Genomic DNA, 18,255 nt, shown 5'->3' with positions numbered 1-18,255 from the left:
TATAATGATTATGCTAACGCAATGAAAAAAAGAACCACAGGAGTGAAATCATGAAATTAACCATCCTAAAAGACCATTTAATTGAATCCATTGGTCACGTTTCCAAAGCCATATCCTCTCGTACAACAATACCTATCCTTACAGGGATCAAAATAGATGCAACCTTAAGCGGTGTAACCCTTACAGCAAGCGATACGGATATTTCCATTCAAAGCTTTACCCCTAGTGAAAATGACAAGATTAAAATTATTGAACTATTTCAAGCCGGTAGTGTCGTTCTTCCAGCCAAATTCTTCGTCGAAATTATTCGTAAGCTACCTGCACAATTAATCGAAATCGAAGTAAGAAATAACTTTCAAACCATTATTCGTTCTGGTTCTTCTGAGATTCAAATCATGGGGCTCGATCCCGATGAATACCCGCTTCTACCCGAAATCGAAGAAAGTAAAATGCTGCGTTTGCCTAGCGATTTGCTGAAAACAATGATTAAGCAAACTTCTTATGCCGTATCAACGAATGAATCGACGCCTATTCTTACGGGTGTGCTCTGGAACATCTCAGGTGATAAACTGAAATTTATTGCTTGTGATCGTCATCGACTCGCAAGCAGAGAAGTAACGGTTGATAACGATAATGCCCATCAACTTCCGAACATTGTTATCGCAGGCCGAACTTTGAATGAATTAAGCAAAATTTTGCCTGATCAAAATTCCCTTATAGATATAGTTATTTCAGACAATCAGGTTTTATTCAAAATTCATTCGATTTTGTTCTATTCTCGCATTTTAGACGGAACCTACCCGGATACATCAAAGCTGATTCCGCAATCTTTTCAAACCGAAATGGTCGTACCAACCAAAGAATTGGCTGAAGCCATCGACCGTGCTTATTTACTTTCTAGAGAAGATAAAACGAACATTGTTAAAATGATGATGCTTGAAGACCAGACGATTGAGATTTCTTCAAGTTCTTCCGAGCTTGGAAAAGTAACTGAGCAAATTAACCTGCAGCATATTGCTGGTGAGTTACTCAAAATCTCTTTTAACTCCAAATATATGCTCGATGCGCTTAAAGTTCTTGATTCCGAGTTCATTCACATCGGATTTACTGGAGCTATGCAGCCAATCATCATGAAGCCTCAAGATTCCACAAACATTCTGCAGCTTATTTTGCCGTATCGAACAACGAATTAAGGAGTGCGCTATATGAAACAGATCCCCATAAATACGGACTATATTACACTTGGACAGTTTCTGAAATTATCGGACTGTATATCCACAGGTGGACAAGCCAAATTTTTTGTTGTGGATACAAAAATTGAAGTGAACGGACAAGCTGAAAATCGTAGAGGCCGGAAACTCGTGCCGCAAGATGTGGTAACCGTGGAGGGTTTCGGACAATTCGAAGTCGTTAGCTCCTGATCGGATTAACCCAGGAGGATGGCCACCCATGTTTTTGAACAGACTCGTACTCAGTCATTACAGAAATTACGACCAGATTGAGCTAACAACGGATAGCAATGTGAATATATTCGTTGGACCTAACGCCCAAGGTAAAACTAATTTGTTGGAATCAATCTATGTAATGGCCATGACGAAATCACATCGCACCCATCAGGATAAAGAATTAATTGGCTGGAACGGTGAGCAGACGCAGCTGCATGCGGAAATTCAGAAGCGATATGGCAGCTGTAAGCTGGATCTCTCCATTTCGACCAAAGGTAAAAAAGCGAAAATCAATGGCCTTGAACAAAAGAAACTTAGTAACTTTATCGGTGCTTTGAACGTGGTCATGTTTGCACCGGAAGACTTAGAGATTGTCAAAGGAACTCCTGGTATTAGAAGGCGTTTCCTCGATATGGAGATTGGCCAAGTACAGCCCTCCTATCTGCATGATTTATCGCAATATCAGAAAATATTGGTGCAGCGGAATAATTATTTAAAGCAATCTTTTCCAGGAAAAACCGCGCCAGACGCGATGTTAGACATTTGGAATGAACAATTAGCACAGTATGGTGTTAAAATTATGAAAAAACGTCAAAGCTTTATTAAGAAGCTACAACAATGGGCGGAAACGATCCATAGAGGGATTACGAACGATAGTGAGGAGCTTCTTATTCGCTATTCCCCCTCTTTTGATATAACACCGTTTGAAGATGAATCTGTTTTATTAGACCAATTTATGATAAAGTTATCATTGGTTAGAGATCAGGAATTCCGAAGAGGTGTTACGCTAGTGGGCCCTCATCGTGACGATCTTCTTTTTTACATCAACGACAAAGAAGTCCAAACGTATGGATCACAGGGTCAGCAGCGAACAACAGCGTTATCACTTAAGCTTGCAGAAATAGAGCTTATTCATGAGGAAGTTGGCGAGTATCCCCTATTATTGCTGGATGATGTGCTATCCGAGCTTGATGAGTATAGACAAACACAGTTGATCCGCACGTTTCAGCAGAAAGTCCAAACTTTTATTACAACAACAGGTCTAGAGAGTGTCCATTTGGATCAACTGGATCATGCTTCCGTGTTTCATGTTTTGAAAGGAAATGTAAGCGGCAGGAGCTGAGGAGCATGTTTATTCATTTGGGTGGAGAGAAAATTATTAGAGCATCCGAACTGATTGCTATTTTCGATATCTCGATAGAGAAATCTTCCAAAATATCGAAACAATTCATACAGCAAGCTTTAAAAGATAAAAAAACAGAGCAAATCGGCGAAGAAGATTGCAAATCACTCGTTGTTACGAAGAGTAAAGTGTATTATTCTCCAATTTCCTCTACCACGCTCAAGAAAAGAGCGCATCAATTGTTAACGAATTAACCTTTTCGCCCCACATAAGAAAGCATAAGATTTCGGCATTTCGAAAGCAGCTTTCTTATTGGCGAATATACTGTCCTCTAAGCGCGGTCGCTCATTTTAGAATGACAACGATAGAGGTTTCTCTCACTAAAAAAAAGCAGGTGAAGAATAACATGTCTGTGAATCAAAATGCGTACGATGACAGTCAGATTCAGGTTCTGGAAGGTTTAGAGGCCGTTCGCAAAAGACCGGGTATGTATATTGGTTCAACCAGTGCCCGTGGACTTCATCATCTCGTATGGGAAGTTGTCGATAATAGTATCGATGAAGCTTTGGCCGGCTACTGTACAAAGATAGACGTCATCGTTCATAAGAATAATAGTGTTACCGTTATCGATAATGGCCGTGGAATCCCTGTCGGTGAAAATGCCAAGTTAAAAAGACCAACGCTCGAAGTTGTTCTAACGGTTCTTCATGCCGGTGGTAAGTTCGGTGGAGATGATTCCGGCTATAAAGTATCGGGTGGTCTGCACGGTGTAGGTATCTCTGTTGTAAATGCGTTGTCTGAGCTGCTGACGGTTCAAGTTAAGCGTGATGGCAAAATTCATGAACAAGAGTATCGCCGCGGAGCGCCGCAGTATGACGTGAAGGTCATTGGCGAAACCGAAGAAACAGGGACACAAGTTACGTTCCAACCGGATCCGGAGATTTTCAAGGAAACGACGGAGTATGACTATGACATTCTCCAATCTAGAATTCGCGAGCTCGCTTTCCTGAATAAAGGAATCGAAATTAATTTAATTGATGAGCGTACGGATACGATCAATACACATAGATACGAGGGTGGTATTGTTTCCTTCGTTCAGCATTTGAACCGTAACCGTGAAGTCGTCAATGAGATGCCAATCTATGTGGAAGGTTCCAAAGATAATATCTCCATTGAGATTGCCCTTCAGTACAACGATAGCTATACGGAAAATATTTACTCCTTCGCGAATAACATCAATACACATGAGGGTGGTACTCACGAGTCCGGTTTTAAAAGCGCGCTAACGCGGATCTTGAATGATTATGCCCGCAAAAGTAATTCGTTAAAAGAAAGTGACTCTAACCTATCGGGGGATGATGTGCGCGAAGGTCTTGCTGCCATTATTTCCGTGAAAATTCCAGAGCCTCAATTTGAGGGTCAAACGAAGACCAAACTAGGAAATAGTGAAGTCCGCGGTATTGTAGAATCTCTATTTGCTGAGAAGCTGCAGGAATTTATGGAAGAGAACCCTGCGATAGCCAAGAAGATTCTCGAAAAAGGGATTCAAGCGGCACGAGCTAGAGAAGCTGCGCGTAAAGCGAGAGAATTGACTCGTCGTAAAAGCGCATTGGAAGTAAGCGCGCTGCCAGGTAAACTAGCAGATTGCTCATCCAAGGATGCTTCTATTAGTGAGATCTACATCGTAGAAGGTGACTCTGCAGGCGGATCAGCTAAGCAAGGACGTGATCGTCACTTCCAAGCAATTCTTCCACTTCGCGGAAAAATTTTGAATGTAGAGAAAGCTAGATTAGATCGTATTCTATCCAATACGGAAATTCGTGCAATGATTACAGCTTTTGGTACTGGGATCAGTGACGATTTCGATATCGCTAAGGCACGTTATCACAAAATTATTATCATGACGGATGCCGACGTTGACGGAGCACACATTCGTACGCTTCTGCTTACTTTCTTCTACAGGTACATGAAAAAATTAATCGAAACCGGTTATGTGTATATTGCGCAACCTCCACTATTCAAGCTCGAAAGAAATAAAACGGTTCGCTATGCGTATAACGAAAAGCAAAGAGAAGCCATCATGCAGGAGTTCGGTGAAGGCGCCAAAGTCAATGTGCAGCGTTACAAAGGACTTGGCGAGATGAATCCAGAACAATTGTGGGAAACGACGATGGATCCGGAAAGCCGTACATTCCTGCAAGTGACGATCGAAGATGCGATTGAAGCTGATACGCTCTTTGATTCATTGATGGGAGATAACGTAGAACCTAGAAGAGATTTCATCGAGGAACATGCGAAGTACGTGAAAAATTTAGATATCTAAACGTCCTAGACGTTGCTAACGATGTAAGCTTTCAGGAGGAACATTCATGAGCGAAGAATTACATTCGCAAGTCAAAGAAATTGACATTTCTACCGAAATGCGTACATCTTTCTTAGACTATGCGATGAGTATCATTGTCAGTCGTGCACTGCCAGATGTAAGAGACGGTCTGAAGCCTGTTCATCGTCGTATCTTGTTTGCGATGTCTGAGCTAGGCATGTCTCCAGATAAACCACATAAGAAATCGGCGAGAATCGTTGGTGAAGTCATCGGTAAGTACCATCCGCATGGAGACACTGCGGTATATGAGACGATGGTTCGAATGGCGCAAGATTTCTCACTTCGTTATATGCTGGTTGATGGTCATGGTAACTTTGGATCGATCGACGGTGATATGGCAGCAGCCATGCGTTATACCGAAGCTCGCTTGTCTAAGATCGCGATGGAGCTTCTTCGTGATATTAACAGAGAGACAATTGACTATAAACCAAACTATGATGGCGAAGAACATGAACCGGTTGTTCTCCCTTCTCGTTTTCCGAACTTGCTTGTGAACGGAAGCTCCGGGATTGCGGTAGGGATGGCTACGAACATTCCTCCTCATAACCTTCGTGAGGTTATCGAAGGTATCCAAATGATGATTGAAAATCCGGATATTACACCTCTTGAATTGATGCAAGCTATTAAAGGACCGGATTTCCCAACAGCTGGCTTTATCTTAGGCCGTGAGGGGATTAGACAAGCCTATCAAACAGGCAGAGGTTCTGTTACGATGCGCGCTAGAACTGTTATTGAAGAAAACAATAATAAAGCTAGAATCATTGTTAATGAGCTGCCTTATCAAGTAAATAAAGCTAGATTAGTTGAGAAAATAGCGGAACTTGTTCGTGAGAAAAAGATTGATGGTATCACGGATCTTCGAGATGAATCCGACCGCAACGGTATGCGAGTTGTCATTGAGCTTCGTCGCGACGTCAACCCGCATGTTGTTCTGAATAACTTGTTTAAACATACGGCCATGCAATCGAACTTCGGTATTATTATGCTTGCACTCGTCAACGGCGAACCAAGAGTTCTAAATCTTCGCGAGATGCTGCATTATTATCTCAAGCATCAGCAAGAAGTAATTCGCCGTAGAACTGAGTTTGATCTGCGCAAAGCGGAAGCGCGCGCTCACATTTTGGAAGGCTTACGAATCGCACTTGATCACTTGGATCAAGTTATTGCTTTGATTCGTGCTTCCCGTACAACGGAAGAAGCTAGAGAAGGGCTCATGACTACGTTTAATTTGAGCCTCGATCAAGCTCAAGCTATTCTCGACATGCGTTTACAGCGTTTAACAGGCTTAGAACGTGAGAAGATCGAAGCTGAGTATGCTGAACTTATGAAGAAAATTGCTGAGCTTAAAGCGATTCTTGCTGATGAGAATCTGATTCTAGCCATCATTAGCGAAGAATTGAATGAAATTAAAGAAAAATTCGGCGATGAGCGACGTTCTGAAATTACGGTTGGTGAGGAAAGCATCGAAGATGAAGACCTTATCCCACGTGAAGATGTCGTCATCACGATTACGCATACGGGTTACATTAAGCGTCTTCCGGTTACGACGTATCGGAACCAGAAGCGTGGAGGACGTGGCATTGTCGGAATGGACACCAAGGACAATGACTTCGTCGAACATTTATTCGTGACGAATACGCATCATTATCTGATGTTCTTTACGAATAAAGGTAAAGTGTATCGTCTGAAAGCTTATGAGATTCCGGATTTGAGCCGGACGGCTCGTGGAACACCAATCATTAACTTAATCCAGATCGAGCAAGGTGAGACGGTTAACGCGGTGATTCCGGTAGAAAGCTTTGAAACAGAGCAATACTTATTCTTTGCAACGAAGCAAGGTGTTGTGAAGAAAACACCGATCGACGATTATTCAAACATTCGTAAAGGCGGCTTAATCGCCATTAATTTACGGGAAGATGATGATCTCATTGGTGTGAAACTGACTGACGGTAACCAAGGCATTATTATGGGAACCAAGTTAGGCATGTCCATCCACTTCCCAGAACAAGATGTTCGTTCCATGGGTAGGTCTGCTACTGGGGTTAAAGGTATACACCTGGACCCAGAAGATACGGTTATTGATATGGACGTTGTCCATGAAGATAATAGTGTACTCATTGTAACGACCAAAGGCTTTGGTAAGAGAACGCCTGTTTCTGAATATCGGATCCAGTCACGCGGTGGTAAAGGGATTAAGACCTTGAACGTTACAGATAAGAACGGCCCTATTGTCGGTCTTAAAGTGGTGCAAAATGATGAGGATCTTATGATTATTACAGCATCGGGTACTGTTATTCGTACAAGTATGGACGGCATCTCTATGATGGGTCGTAACACGCAGGGTGTACGCTTAATCAATATTCGTGAAGACGATGAAGTTGGAACCTTAGCTCGCGTGCAGAAAAATGAAGAGCAAGGCGAGAATGAGGAAGATGGCGATTGGGAAGAAACAGAAGTAACTGAAACAGAAGAAGAATAAAATGTCGGGATGGGGCTTACAAACCCATCCCTTTTACTTTACAATAAGAAGTATAAGACAAATTAAGGTGAGTGAATGATTGTGCCGACAGTAGCCGTTTCTCAATTAAAATATGGTGAAAGATTAGGCGATAACGTAATAACGAAATTGGGAAATGTACTTTTTAATAAAGGAAAAGTCATTAGTGAAAGAGAGATTGAAATTCTAAAAGCATTTCTCATTTCATCAGTCTTTATTGAATCTAAGAATGGTATAGAATCCGAAGCCACGAGTGAAGAAACGAAACCGAATGAGGTTGCAACCGTTCATCCTTTTTATATGGAATATCAGAAAATGTTGAAGCTCCTTAAACGCGTCTTTTATCTAGCTAATGGTGGACAACCGCTTCCCATTTTAGATCTTCGAAACGGTCTTGAAGCACTCATTCAACATATTGATGCCTATAAAGTACTTACCTTCACACCGAAAAATCGCAGTTTGCAAGATTACATCTATCACAAAAGTATTCAGGTCAGCTTAACCGCTTATTCATTAGCTAGATGGCATGGTCTTCCTCAGAAAGATCTGATGCAAATTGCGTTAGCCGGACTCTTACATGACATTGGTGTTTCTAAAGTTGATCCAGCCATTCTTGAGAAGAAGAGTGCTCTAACAGTATCCGAAATGGATGAGATTAAACAGCACACGCTAATCGGGTATCAAATTCTTAAAAATATTTCCGGTATTAACGAAGGTGTCAAATTAACGGCCATTCAGCATCATGAACGTGAGGATGGGTCGGGTTATCCTCTAGGAGTTAAAGGTGACAAGATTCACATGTATGCCAAAATAGTTGCGATTGCTGATATTTATAACGCCATGACCAATGAGCGTTACTATAAAACGGCTGTATCGCCGTATGTTGTACTAGAGCAGCTCTTCACTGAATCATTCGGTAAGGTAGATCCAACCCTAGTTCAAGTATTTATGAACAAGTCCACACAAATAAGCAATGGAACAATCGTAAAACTAAGCGATAACCGTGTAGGTGAGATTATTTTCTCCGATCGCTCGCATCCTACCAGACCTTGGATTAACGTTAATGGAACGATCGTAAATTTAACATTAGAAAGAAGCCTATTCATTCAAGATGTTATTGGTCATATTTAAAAGTCATAGAGAGTAATGTTAACCCCCTACTATAGGGGGTTTTCTTTATTATTAAGAAATGATTAAGAAAAGCTTGCATTCTGCCTTTAGATTTGTTATATTACTCCTTGTCGCTTCGGCGGTCGAATGAAAGAACGAAAGAAATTAAAAAAAGTTCTTGCAATCGAATAGGCAGATGTGGTATATTAATCAAGTCGCCTTTGAGGGGCGAAGGATTAAAATGAAAGAAATTGATCTTTGAAAACTGAACAACGAGTGAGTAAGCACGAATGAGAAATCGTTCAAAAAAGAGATTGCAAAATCTCGCTAGCAACGCAAATGAGCAATTAAGCTTTCAAATAGTTTTACTATTATGGAGAGTTTGATCCTGGCTCAGGACGAACGCTGGCGGCGTGCCTAATACATGCAAGTCGAGCGGATTTATCCTTCGGGATAAGTTAGCGGCGGACGGGTGAGTAACACGTAGGTAACCTGCCTATAAGACTGGGATAACTATCGGAAACGATAGCTAAGACCGGATAACTGGTTTTCTCGCATGAGAGAATTATGAAACACGGAGCAATCTGTGGCTTATAGATGGGCCTGCGGCGCATTAGCTAGTTGGTAGGGTAACGGCCTACCAAGGCGACGATGCGTAGCCGACCTGAGAGGGTGAACGGCCACACTGGGACTGAGACACGGCCCAGACTCCTACGGGAGGCAGCAGTAGGGAATCTTCCGCAATGGACGCAAGTCTGACGGAGCAACGCCGCGTGAGTGATGAAGGTTTTCGGATCGTAAAGCTCTGTTGCCCTAGACGAACAGCAAGGAGAGTAACTGCTCTTTGTGTGACGGTATAGGAGAAGAAAGCCCCGGCTAACTACGTGCCAGCAGCCGCGGTAATACGTAGGGGGCAAGCGTTGTCCGGAATTATTGGGCGTAAAGCGCGCGCAGGCGGTCAATTAAGTTGGGTGTTTAAGCCCGGGGCTCAACCCCGGTTCGCATCCAAAACTGGTTGACTTGAGTGTAGGAGAGGAAAGTGGAATTCCACGTGTAGCGGTGAAATGCGTAGAGATGTGGAGGAACACCAGTGGCGAAGGCGACTTTCTGGCCTATAACTGACGCTGAGGCGCGAAAGCGTGGGGAGCAAACAGGATTAGATACCCTGGTAGTCCACGCCGTAAACGATGCATACTAGGTGTCGGGGATTCGATTCCTCGGTGCCGAAGTTAACACAGTAAGTATGCCGCCTGGGGAGTACGCTCGCAAGAGTGAAACTCAAAGGAATTGACGGGGACCCGCACAAGCAGTGGAGTATGTGGTTTAATTCGAAGCAACGCGAAGAACCTTACCAGGTCTTGACATCCCTCTGAATACGGTAGAGATATCGTAGGCCTTCGGGACAGAGGAGACAGGTGGTGCATGGTTGTCGTCAGCTCGTGTCGTGAGATGTTGGGTTAAGTCCCGCAACGAGCGCAACCCTTGATCTTAGTTGCCAGCACTTCGGGTGGGCACTCTAAGATGACTGCCGGTGACAAACCGGAGGAAGGTGGGGATGACGTCAAATCATCATGCCCCTTATGACCTGGGCTACACACGTACTACAATGGTCGGTACAACGGGAAGCGAAGCCGCGAGGTGGAGCCAATCCTTAAAAGCCGATCTCAGTTCGGATTGCAGGCTGCAACTCGCCTGCATGAAGTCGGAATTGCTAGTAATCGCGGATCAGCATGCCGCGGTGAATACGTTCCCGGGTCTTGTACACACCGCCCGTCACACCACGAGAGTTTACAACACCCGAAGTCGGTGGGGTAACCCGCAAGGGAGCCAGCCGCCGAAGGTGGGGTAGATGATTGGGGTGAAGTCGTAACAAGGTAGCCGTATCGGAAGGTGCGGCTGGATCACCTCCTTTCTATGGAGACTCGGTCTTGATAAGACCAGTCAAGTGTACGTAAGTACACAAATCGCTTACTCACTCGTGTTCAGTTTTGAAGGATGAATTTACCTTCAACTTTGTTCCTTGAAAACTAGATAACGAAACAAAACGTAAAGTAAGAACTTAGGTTGTGTGATTCTTTTGGATCATGCAAAAATCTTTAAAGTTTTTTCTAGGTTAAGCTAGAAAGAGCACACGGAGGATGCCTAGGCACTAGGAGCCGAAGAAGGACGTGGCGAACGACGAAATGCCTCGGGGAGCCGTAAGCAGGCTTTGATCCGGGGATGTCCGAATGGGGGAACCCAGCTGTGGTAATGCGCAGTTACTCTATTGTGAATACATAGCAATAGTAGAGGCATACCCAGGGAACTGAAACATCTAAGTACCTGGAGGAAAAGAAAACAAAAGTGATTCCGTCAGTAGCGGCGAGCGAAAGCGGAATAGCCCAAACCAAGGAGCTTGCTCCTTGGGGTTGTAGGACCTCGTTGTGGGGTTAGTTCGGTAGGCGAAGCGATCTGGAAAGGTCCGGCATAGAAGGTAAAAGCCCTGTAGCCAAAATCGAACGAAACCCCTAGAGGTATCCTGAGTACGGCGGGTCACGTGAAACCCCGTCGGAATCCGGCAGGACCATCTGCCAAGGCTAAATACTCCCTAGTGACCGATAGTGAAGCAGTACCGTGAGGGAAAGGTGAAAAGCACCGCGGAAGCGGAGTGAAAAAGAACCTGAAACCGTGTGCTTACAAAAAGTCAGAGCCCTCTATATGGGTGATGGCGTGCCTTTTGTAGAATGAACCGGCGAGTTACGTTCCCGTGCGAGGTTAAGCTGAAAAGGCGGAGCCGCAGCGAAAGCGAGTCTGAATAGGGCGCTTTAGTACGTGGACGTAGACCCGAAACCGTGTGATCTACCCCTGTCCAGGGTGAAGGTGAGGTAACACTCACTGGAGGCCCGAACCCACGCATGTTGAAAAATGCGGGGATGAGGTGGGGGTAGCGGAGAAATTCCAATCGAACTCGGAGATAGCTGGTTCTCCCCGAAATAGCTTTAGGGCTAGCCTCGGATGTTGAGTTGTGGAGGTAAAGCACTGATTGGGTGCGGGGCCCGCCAAGGGTTACCAAGTCCAGTCAAACTCTGAATGCCACAAACTTAAATCCGGGAGTCAGACAGTGAGTGCTAAGATCCATTGTCAAAAGGGAAACAGCCCAGACCATCAGCTAAGGTCCCCAAGTGTGTGTTAAGTGGGAAAGGATGTGGAGTTGCACAGACAACCAGGATGTTGGCTTAGAAGCAGCCACCATTGAAAGAGTGCGTAATAGCTCACTGGTCGAGTGACTCTGCGCCGAAAATGTAACGGGGCTAAACACGCCACCGAAGCTATGGCTTGCACTTTAGTGCATGGGTAGGGGAGCGTTGTATGTACGTAGAATTCTGACCGTAAGGACAGGTGGAGCGCATACAAGTGAGAATGCCGGTATAAGTAACGAAAAGATCAGTGAGAATCTGATCCGCCGAAAACCTAAGGGTTCCTGAGGAAGGCTCGTCCGCTCAGGGTAAGTCGGGACCTAAGGCGAGGCCGAAAGGCGTAGTCGATGGACAACAGGTGGAAATTCCTGTACCACCGTAGCCGTTATGAGCAATGGAGTGACGCAGAAGGATAGTGACGCGAGCTGATGGATGCTCGTCCAAGCAGTGAGGCTGATGTGTAGGCAAATCCGCACATCGTAAGGCTGGGCTGTGATGGGGAGGGAAATTTAAGTACCGAAGGTCATGAGTTCACACTGCCAAGAAAAGCTTCTAGCCAGGCGAAGGTGCCCGTACCGCAAACCGACACAGGTGGGTGAGAAGAGAATTCTAAGGCGCGCGGAAGAACTCTCGTTAAGGAACTCGGCAAAATGACCCCGTAACTTCGGGAGAAGGGGTGCCTCGGTAGGGTGAATAGCCCGAGGGGGCCGCAGTGAAAAGGCCCAAGCGACTGTTTAGCAAAAACACAGGTCTGTGCGAAGCCGCAAGGCGAAGTATACGGGCTGACGCCTGCCCGGTGCTGGAAGGTTAAGAGGAGTGGTTAGGGACCTCGGTTCCGAAGCTATGAATTGAAGCCCCAGTAAACGGCGGCCGTAACTATAACGGTCCTAAGGTAGCGAAATTCCTTGTCAGGTAAATTCTGACCCGCACGAATGGCGTAACGACTTGGGCGCTGTCTCAACGAGAGATCCGGTGAAATTTTAATACCTGTGAAGATGCAGGTTACCCGCGACAAGACGGAAAGACCCCATGGAGCTTTACTGCAGCTTGATATTGGACTTTGGTACGATCTGTACAGGATAGGTGGGAGCCTTTGAAGCCTGAGCGCCAGCTTGGGTGGAGGCATCGTTGGGATACCACCCTGATCGTATCGGAGTTCTAACCTAGTACCGTGATCCGGTATGGGGACAGTGTCAGGTGGGCAGTTTGACTGGGGCGGTCGCCTCCTAAAATGTAACGGAGGCGTTTAAAGGTTCCCTCAGAATGGTTGGAAATCATTCGCAGAGTGCAAAGGCATAAGGGAGCTTGACTGCGAGACCTACAAGTCGAGCAGGGACGAAAGTCGGACTTAGTGATCCGGTGGTACCGAATGGAAGGGCCATCGCTCAACGGATAAAAGCTACCCTGGGGATAACAGGCTTATCTCCCCCAAGAGTCCACATCGACGGGGAGGTTTGGCACCTCGATGTCGGCTCATCGCATCCTGGGGCTGAAGTAGGTCCCAAGGGTTGGGCTGTTCGCCCATTAAAGCGGTACGCGAGCTGGGTTCAGAACGTCGTGAGACAGTTCGGTCCCTATCTGTCGCGGGCGTAGGAAATTTGAGAGGAGCTGTCCTTAGTACGAGAGGACCGGGATGGACGTACCGCTGGTGTACCAGTTGTCTCGCCAGAGGCATCGCTGGGTAGCTATGTACGGAGGGGATAAGCGCTGAAAGCATCTAAGCGCGAAGCCCCCCTCAAGATGAGATTTCCCAGTATGTAAGACCCCTTGTAGACGACGAGGTTGATAGGTTCGAGGTGGAAGTGCAGCAATGCATGCAGCTGACGAATACTAATCGGTCGAGGGCTTAACCAAAATTCCTAAGTAATCTAACTTTACGCAAGTTTCGTATCTAGTTTTCAGGGTGCAAGACAGCCTGAACTGGTTTTCGATGTTTCCTGGCAGAAGCATCCCGTTTGGTGATGATGGCGGAGGGGACCCACGCGTTCCCATCTCGAACACGACCGTTAAGCCCTCCAGCGTCGATGGTACTTGAACCGCAGGGTTCTGGGAGAGTAGAACGTTGCCAAGCAATATAAAGAGTCTTTTTGGAAGAAATTCCAGAAAGACTCTTTTTTTACATCAGTACAATGCGACATATTAAACCATACTAGCCCTATGAGGAGGGATTAGTATGGGTGCATCGATATACAGGAGATGTTTGCGTGTTTTGTTTCTTGGTTTCTTAGTGATACAAATGGTAAGTGGCTGCTATGCCAAGATGGGCTCGATCAAGGATGGTACAGATCCGTTAGGCGCTTTAAACAATTTAGGAAAGACATTGCCTATCTCAATCCAAGAAGCGAAGCAACTGTCTTCAGCTGAGGTCAAGAACCTGCCTCAAAAGCCAGCTAAGCAGGTTGTTAAAGGTATTTATGTATCCGCCTGGTCAGCGGTAGGCAATAAATTTGAGCAGTTGGTTGACCTAGTGGATCAAACCGATCTGAATGCGATGGTTATCGATGTAAAGAACGATTCGGGACAAGTTACATATCCGTCGGCGGTTCCTTTGGTGAATGAAATAGGGGCAAATAGCCATGTTATTATTCGTGATCTGAAAGCCATCCTTCTAAGGTTAAAAGAGAAGCACATATATACGATTGCGCGAGTCGTTGTGTTTAAAGATCCTTATCTAAGCATGAAAAAAAGTAATTATGCGATGATGACTCAAGCGGGTAACGTGTGGAAGGATAGTAAAGGAACGGCTTGGGTGGACCCCTATAAGGAAGAAGTGTGGGATTATAACGTTCAAATTGCTAAGGAAGCAGCTTTATTAGGTTTTGATGAAATCCAGTTCGATTATGTGAGGTTTCCTGAGAATGGCAAGAAAGTGGATCAGGAGGTCAAATTTGATAACCCCAATAAATGGACCAAAGCACAGGTAATCGAGAATTTCCTCAAGAAAGCCAAAGAACAAATGGGTGGACAAGCTTATTTATCTGCTGATGTCTTTGGATTAACAACTTCGTCTGATAATGATATGGGCATTGGACAAGATTGGTTGATGATCAGTAAGCAGGTTCATTATATTTCACCTATGTTGTATCCTTCTCATTATTCTAGTGGGGTATATGGAATTAAGAATCCCGATTTACAACCTTATGCGGTTATTCGTAAAGCGATTAGCGATGCAAATGGGAAGAACCAGCTTTTAGTGAAATCAGATAGTCATATTGCGGAAATAAGACCATGGTATCAGGATTTTACAGCCACTTGGGTGAAATCACATAAGAAATATGGGACTATTGATGTTAAGGAGCAAATTAAAGCAGCAAAAGAGCAAGGTGTGGAACAATTTTTGTTATGGAACTCGAGCAGCACGTATTCGTATCGTTAACGGAATTGACTTATTCGGGCAGAAGGTTATCCGGTAGACTTGTCCTTTTCCTTGACACGAAAAATAGGCTTTTGTTAAGATTGCAATCATAAACAAAACGAATGAGAAGATTCATTCGAATAAAGCTTTCTTTCATAGAGAGCTCTAAGGAGGAATACGTGTTGTGAGGGAAGACAAGTTTGGTAAGGAAGGCTTAACGTTTGATGATGTATTGTTGGTGCCAAGAAAGTCTGAAGTGTTCGGTAAGGAGATCGACGTTTCAACCGTACTTGCGCCTCATGTGAAATTAAATATCCCGTTTATTAGCTCTGCTATGGATACTGTTACGGAATCTGCGCTTGCAATTGCGATGGCACGAGAAGGCGGTATCGGGATTATCCATAAGAATATGACGATTGAGCTTCAAGCTGAGCATGTTGACCGTGTTAAGAGATCAGAGAGTGGCGTTATCACGAATCCTTTCTCACTAACACCGGAGCATCATGTTTATGACGCGGAAGAGCTGATGGCGAAATACCGTATATCTGGTGTACCGATTGTGAATGAAGCGAACAAGCTGGTGGGGATTTTAACGAACCGCGACCTGCGCTTTGTACACGATTATTCCATCAAAATCAAAGAAGTAATGACCCAAGAAGATCTGGTTACGGCTCCTGTGGGGACCACGCTTCAGCAAGCGGAAGGTATTCTTCAAAAGCATAAAATTGAGAAATTGCCTTTGGTCGATGAAAATTTTGAGCTTAAAGGTTTAATCACGATTAAGGATATTGAGAAGGCCATTCAGTTCCCTAACTCCGCTAAGGATGCACAGGGGCGTTTACTCGTAGGTGCAGCTGTAGGTGTTGCTAAGGACGTTATGGAGAGAGCAGCAGCTCTTGTAAAAGCAGGCATCGACGTGATTGTCGTAGATTCTGCGCATGGTCATCACATTAATATCGCAGAAACCGTGAAAAAGCTTAGATCACAATATCCAGAGCTGCCTATCATCGCAGGAAATGTTGCCACAGGTGACGGTACACGTGACCTCATTAAGGCTGGAGCATCCATGGTGAAGGTAGGAATTGGGCCTGGATCCATTTGTACAACAAGGGTTATTGCAGGGATTGGTGTTCCTCAAATTACAGCTATTTATGATTGTGCGCAAGCTGCAGCAGAGTTTGGAGTCCCAATTATCGCAGATGGCGGTATCAAGTACTCCGGTGATGTTGTCAAAGCGATCGCAGCGGGGGCTAGTGCGGTTATGATTGGTAGTCTTTTTGCTGGAACGGATGAGAGTCCGGGTGAATCGGAAATTTTCCAAGGGCGTAAATTCAAGGTATATCGGGGTATGGGCTCTTTAGGGGCGATGAAGGAAGGCAGCAAGGACCGTTATTTCCAAGAGAACGAGAGCAAGCTTGTTCCTGAGGGTATCGAGGGTCGTGTAGCTTATAAAGGGCCAATGGCGGATACTGTTTATCAACTCGTGGGCGGTCTTCGCTCAGGTATGGGGTACTGTGGTGCCCGCAATATTCAAGAACTTATTCATGATACCCAGTTTATTCGAATTACGGGTGCAGGTTTAAAGGAAAGTCATCCGCATGATATTCAAATTACCAAAGAAGCACCTAATTACTCGTTGTAATTGTCACAATATAGATGAAATTGGAGGCGTGGGAAAATGAACCTACGTCTTCTTTTTTTTGTCTAATAGGGTGTGGTACAATATAACGTATTATTACATCATTAGGAGAGTGAAATTGTGAGATTTTTAAGTTTTACAAAGAAAAAGGTTGCTTTGGTGTTAGGTGTCAGTTTAATTGCTCAATCCTTACTTTTACATATACAAACAACATATGCCGCGGATACCAAAGCACCAGCAGCCACAACTACACCAGCAGCCTCAACGGCCCCAACGGCGCCAACGCCAGCACTCAATGAACCTAAACCAGCAGCTAAATCTGCGATTATTATGGAAGCAAGCACAGGAGCCGTACTCTATGAATTAAATGCGGATGAAGCTTTCCCGCCAGCCAGTATGGCCAAAATGATGACTGAGTATCTGGCTATGGAGAGTATTAAAGAAGGGAAATTCAAATGGGATTCGCCAGTGACTGCCACCAAAAATGCTGCGGACGTAATTGGTTCTGGACAACTTATCGCTGAAAATGAAACACTTACTTTCAAAGATATGTTTAATGCGATGTCAATCTACTCCGCGAATGATGCTTCCGTGGCTTTTGCCGAATTAATCGGTGGTACGGAAGAAAATTTTGCGAAAATGATGAACGAAAAAGCCAAACAACTTGGTATGTCAGACAAAGCTCATTTCATTAGCGCTACTGGACTTTCACGCGCCGATCTCAAAAATCCGCCGGCATCTATTGAAGGTGAGACCAAAATGACTGCACGAGATGCTGGCATTCTCGCCTATAATATCCTTAAGGATCATAAAGAAATTCTTGAATTTACGAAAATCCCATCTTTAAAACTAAGAGCTACGGATAAAACGCCGATGATCAATTGGAACTGGATGTTAGAAGGAAATCTGAGCAACACCAATTTGAAAAAGTATGCTTATCAAGGACTGGACGGTTTGAAAACAGGTTCTACTGATGATGCAGGGTACTGCTTTACAGGGACTGCTGAACGAAATGGAATGCGTATTATCACTGTTGTCATGGGTACCAAAACAGAACCGGAGCGTTTCAACGAAACGAGAAAGCTGCTCGATTATGGATTCAATAATTTTGAAATTAAACCTTTCCTTAATGCGAAGCAAGAAATAGATTCTTTGAAAATCGTAAACATTAAGAAAGGTGTTCAAACACAAGTACCTCTTGTGACTAAAACGGGTCTGACGTTCGTCACTCGAAAAGGTGCGAAAGATACTGACTTTAAAATTACGGCAGAGCCGCTTGAAGAGAGCAAGCTCGTAGCACCTATTACGAAGGGCGATACGCTCGGTAAAGTGAAGGTAAGCTACAATGGACAAGATAAAACGGTTGATCTAATTGCTAATGATGATGTACAAAAAGGCAGCTGGATTCGTCTCTTGTTCCGCTCCTTCAAAAACTTCTTCAGCGATATGTTTAAAGGGATTAAAGGCGGCTCCTAGACCAGAAAATGGGTTGTATATTAACCCTCCTTCATGTAAAATAATTGTTTA

General features: G+C 44.6%; 10 protein-coding genes and 3 rRNA genes. All 13 read left to right on the top strand.

Going from position 1 to position 18,255, the window contains the following annotated elements; translation table 11 throughout:
* Nucleotides 1-50: 50 nt before the first annotated feature.
* Entirely contained in the window at nt 51-1,193 is a 1,143-nt protein-coding gene (gene dnaN / locus QFZ77_RS04795; RefSeq protein ID WP_060645524.1) for a DNA polymerase III subunit beta, read from the top strand.
* 12 nt (nt 1,194-1,205) lie between these two features.
* Nucleotides 1,206-1,421, top strand: coding sequence for a S4 domain-containing protein YaaA (gene yaaA, locus QFZ77_RS04790; protein ID WP_047684005.1), 216 nt, complete (start codon nt 1,206-1,208; stop codon nt 1,419-1,421).
* A gap of 28 nt (nt 1,422-1,449) precedes the next feature.
* Nucleotides 1,450-2,568, top strand: a complete 1,119-nt coding sequence (gene recF / locus QFZ77_RS04785; protein ID WP_307436818.1) for a DNA replication/repair protein RecF — start codon at nt 1,450-1,452, stop codon at nt 2,566-2,568.
* Between the two features lie 5 nt (nt 2,569-2,573).
* On the top strand, nt 2,574-2,822 hold the full coding sequence (gene remB, locus QFZ77_RS04780; RefSeq protein ID WP_047683999.1) for an extracellular matrix regulator RemB: 249 nt from the start codon (nt 2,574-2,576) through the stop codon (nt 2,820-2,822).
* Nucleotides 2,823-2,974: 152 nt separating this feature from the next.
* Entirely contained in the window at nt 2,975-4,891 is a 1,917-nt protein-coding gene (gene gyrB / locus QFZ77_RS04775; protein WP_307436812.1) for a DNA topoisomerase (ATP-hydrolyzing) subunit B, read from the top strand.
* 46 nt (nt 4,892-4,937) lie between these two features.
* Nucleotides 4,938-7,430 (top strand): DNA gyrase subunit A, encoded by a 2,493-nt coding sequence (gene gyrA / locus QFZ77_RS04770; protein ID WP_307436809.1) that lies wholly within the window; start codon nt 4,938-4,940, stop codon nt 7,428-7,430.
* An 81-nt stretch (nt 7,431-7,511) separates the two neighbouring features.
* Entirely contained in the window at nt 7,512-8,579 is a 1,068-nt protein-coding gene (locus QFZ77_RS04765) for an HD-GYP domain-containing protein (protein ID WP_307449251.1), read from the top strand.
* A gap of 349 nt (nt 8,580-8,928) precedes the next feature.
* A 16S ribosomal RNA gene (locus QFZ77_RS04760) occupies nt 8,929-10,470 on the top strand.
* A 199-nt stretch (nt 10,471-10,669) separates the two neighbouring features.
* Nucleotides 10,670-13,588: ribosomal RNA gene (locus QFZ77_RS04755) — 23S ribosomal RNA — on the top strand.
* Nucleotides 13,589-13,688: 100 nt separating this feature from the next.
* Nucleotides 13,689-13,805, top strand: a 5S ribosomal RNA gene (rrf, locus tag QFZ77_RS04750).
* The 16S, 23S and 5S rRNA genes sit together here, the layout of an rRNA operon.
* A gap of 102 nt (nt 13,806-13,907) precedes the next feature.
* Entirely contained in the window at nt 13,908-15,110 is a 1,203-nt protein-coding gene (locus tag QFZ77_RS04745; RefSeq protein WP_307436805.1) for a putative glycoside hydrolase, read from the top strand.
* A 163-nt stretch (nt 15,111-15,273) separates the two neighbouring features.
* Nucleotides 15,274-16,731, top strand: a complete 1,458-nt coding sequence (gene guaB, locus QFZ77_RS04740; RefSeq protein WP_307436802.1) for an IMP dehydrogenase — start codon at nt 15,274-15,276, stop codon at nt 16,729-16,731.
* 117 nt (nt 16,732-16,848) lie between these two features.
* Nucleotides 16,849-18,204, top strand: coding sequence for a D-alanyl-D-alanine carboxypeptidase family protein (locus tag QFZ77_RS04735; RefSeq protein WP_307436799.1), 1,356 nt, complete (start codon nt 16,849-16,851; stop codon nt 18,202-18,204).
* The last annotated feature ends 51 nt before the right edge of the window (nt 18,205-18,255 follow it).

The organism is Paenibacillus sp. V4I3, assembly GCF_030817215.1.
Taxonomy (GTDB): domain Bacteria; phylum Bacillota; class Bacilli; order Paenibacillales; family NBRC-103111; genus Paenibacillus_E.
The sequence above is the reverse complement of the archived record's forward strand: the minus strand, read 5'-3'. Positions and strand labels throughout refer to the sequence as shown.

Bases quoted from the DNA above. Each gene is read 5' to 3' on its own strand.
- gyrA (WP_307436809.1), top strand. From the start codon at position 4,938: ATGAGCGAAGAATTACATTCGCAAGTCAAAGAAATTGACATTTCTACC.
- remB (WP_047683999.1), top strand. From the start codon at position 2,574: ATGTTTATTCATTTGGGTGGAGAGAAAATTATTAGAGCATCCGAACTG.
- recF (WP_307436818.1), top strand. From the start codon at position 1,450: ATGTTTTTGAACAGACTCGTACTCAGTCATTACAGAAATTACGACCAG.
- yaaA (WP_047684005.1), top strand. From the start codon at position 1,206: ATGAAACAGATCCCCATAAATACGGACTATATTACACTTGGACAGTTT.
- QFZ77_RS04745 (WP_307436805.1), top strand. From the start codon at position 13,908: ATGGGTGCATCGATATACAGGAGATGTTTGCGTGTTTTGTTTCTTGGT.
- dnaN (WP_060645524.1), top strand. From the start codon at position 51: ATGAAATTAACCATCCTAAAAGACCATTTAATTGAATCCATTGGTCAC.
- gyrB (WP_307436812.1), top strand. From the start codon at position 2,975: ATGTCTGTGAATCAAAATGCGTACGATGACAGTCAGATTCAGGTTCTG.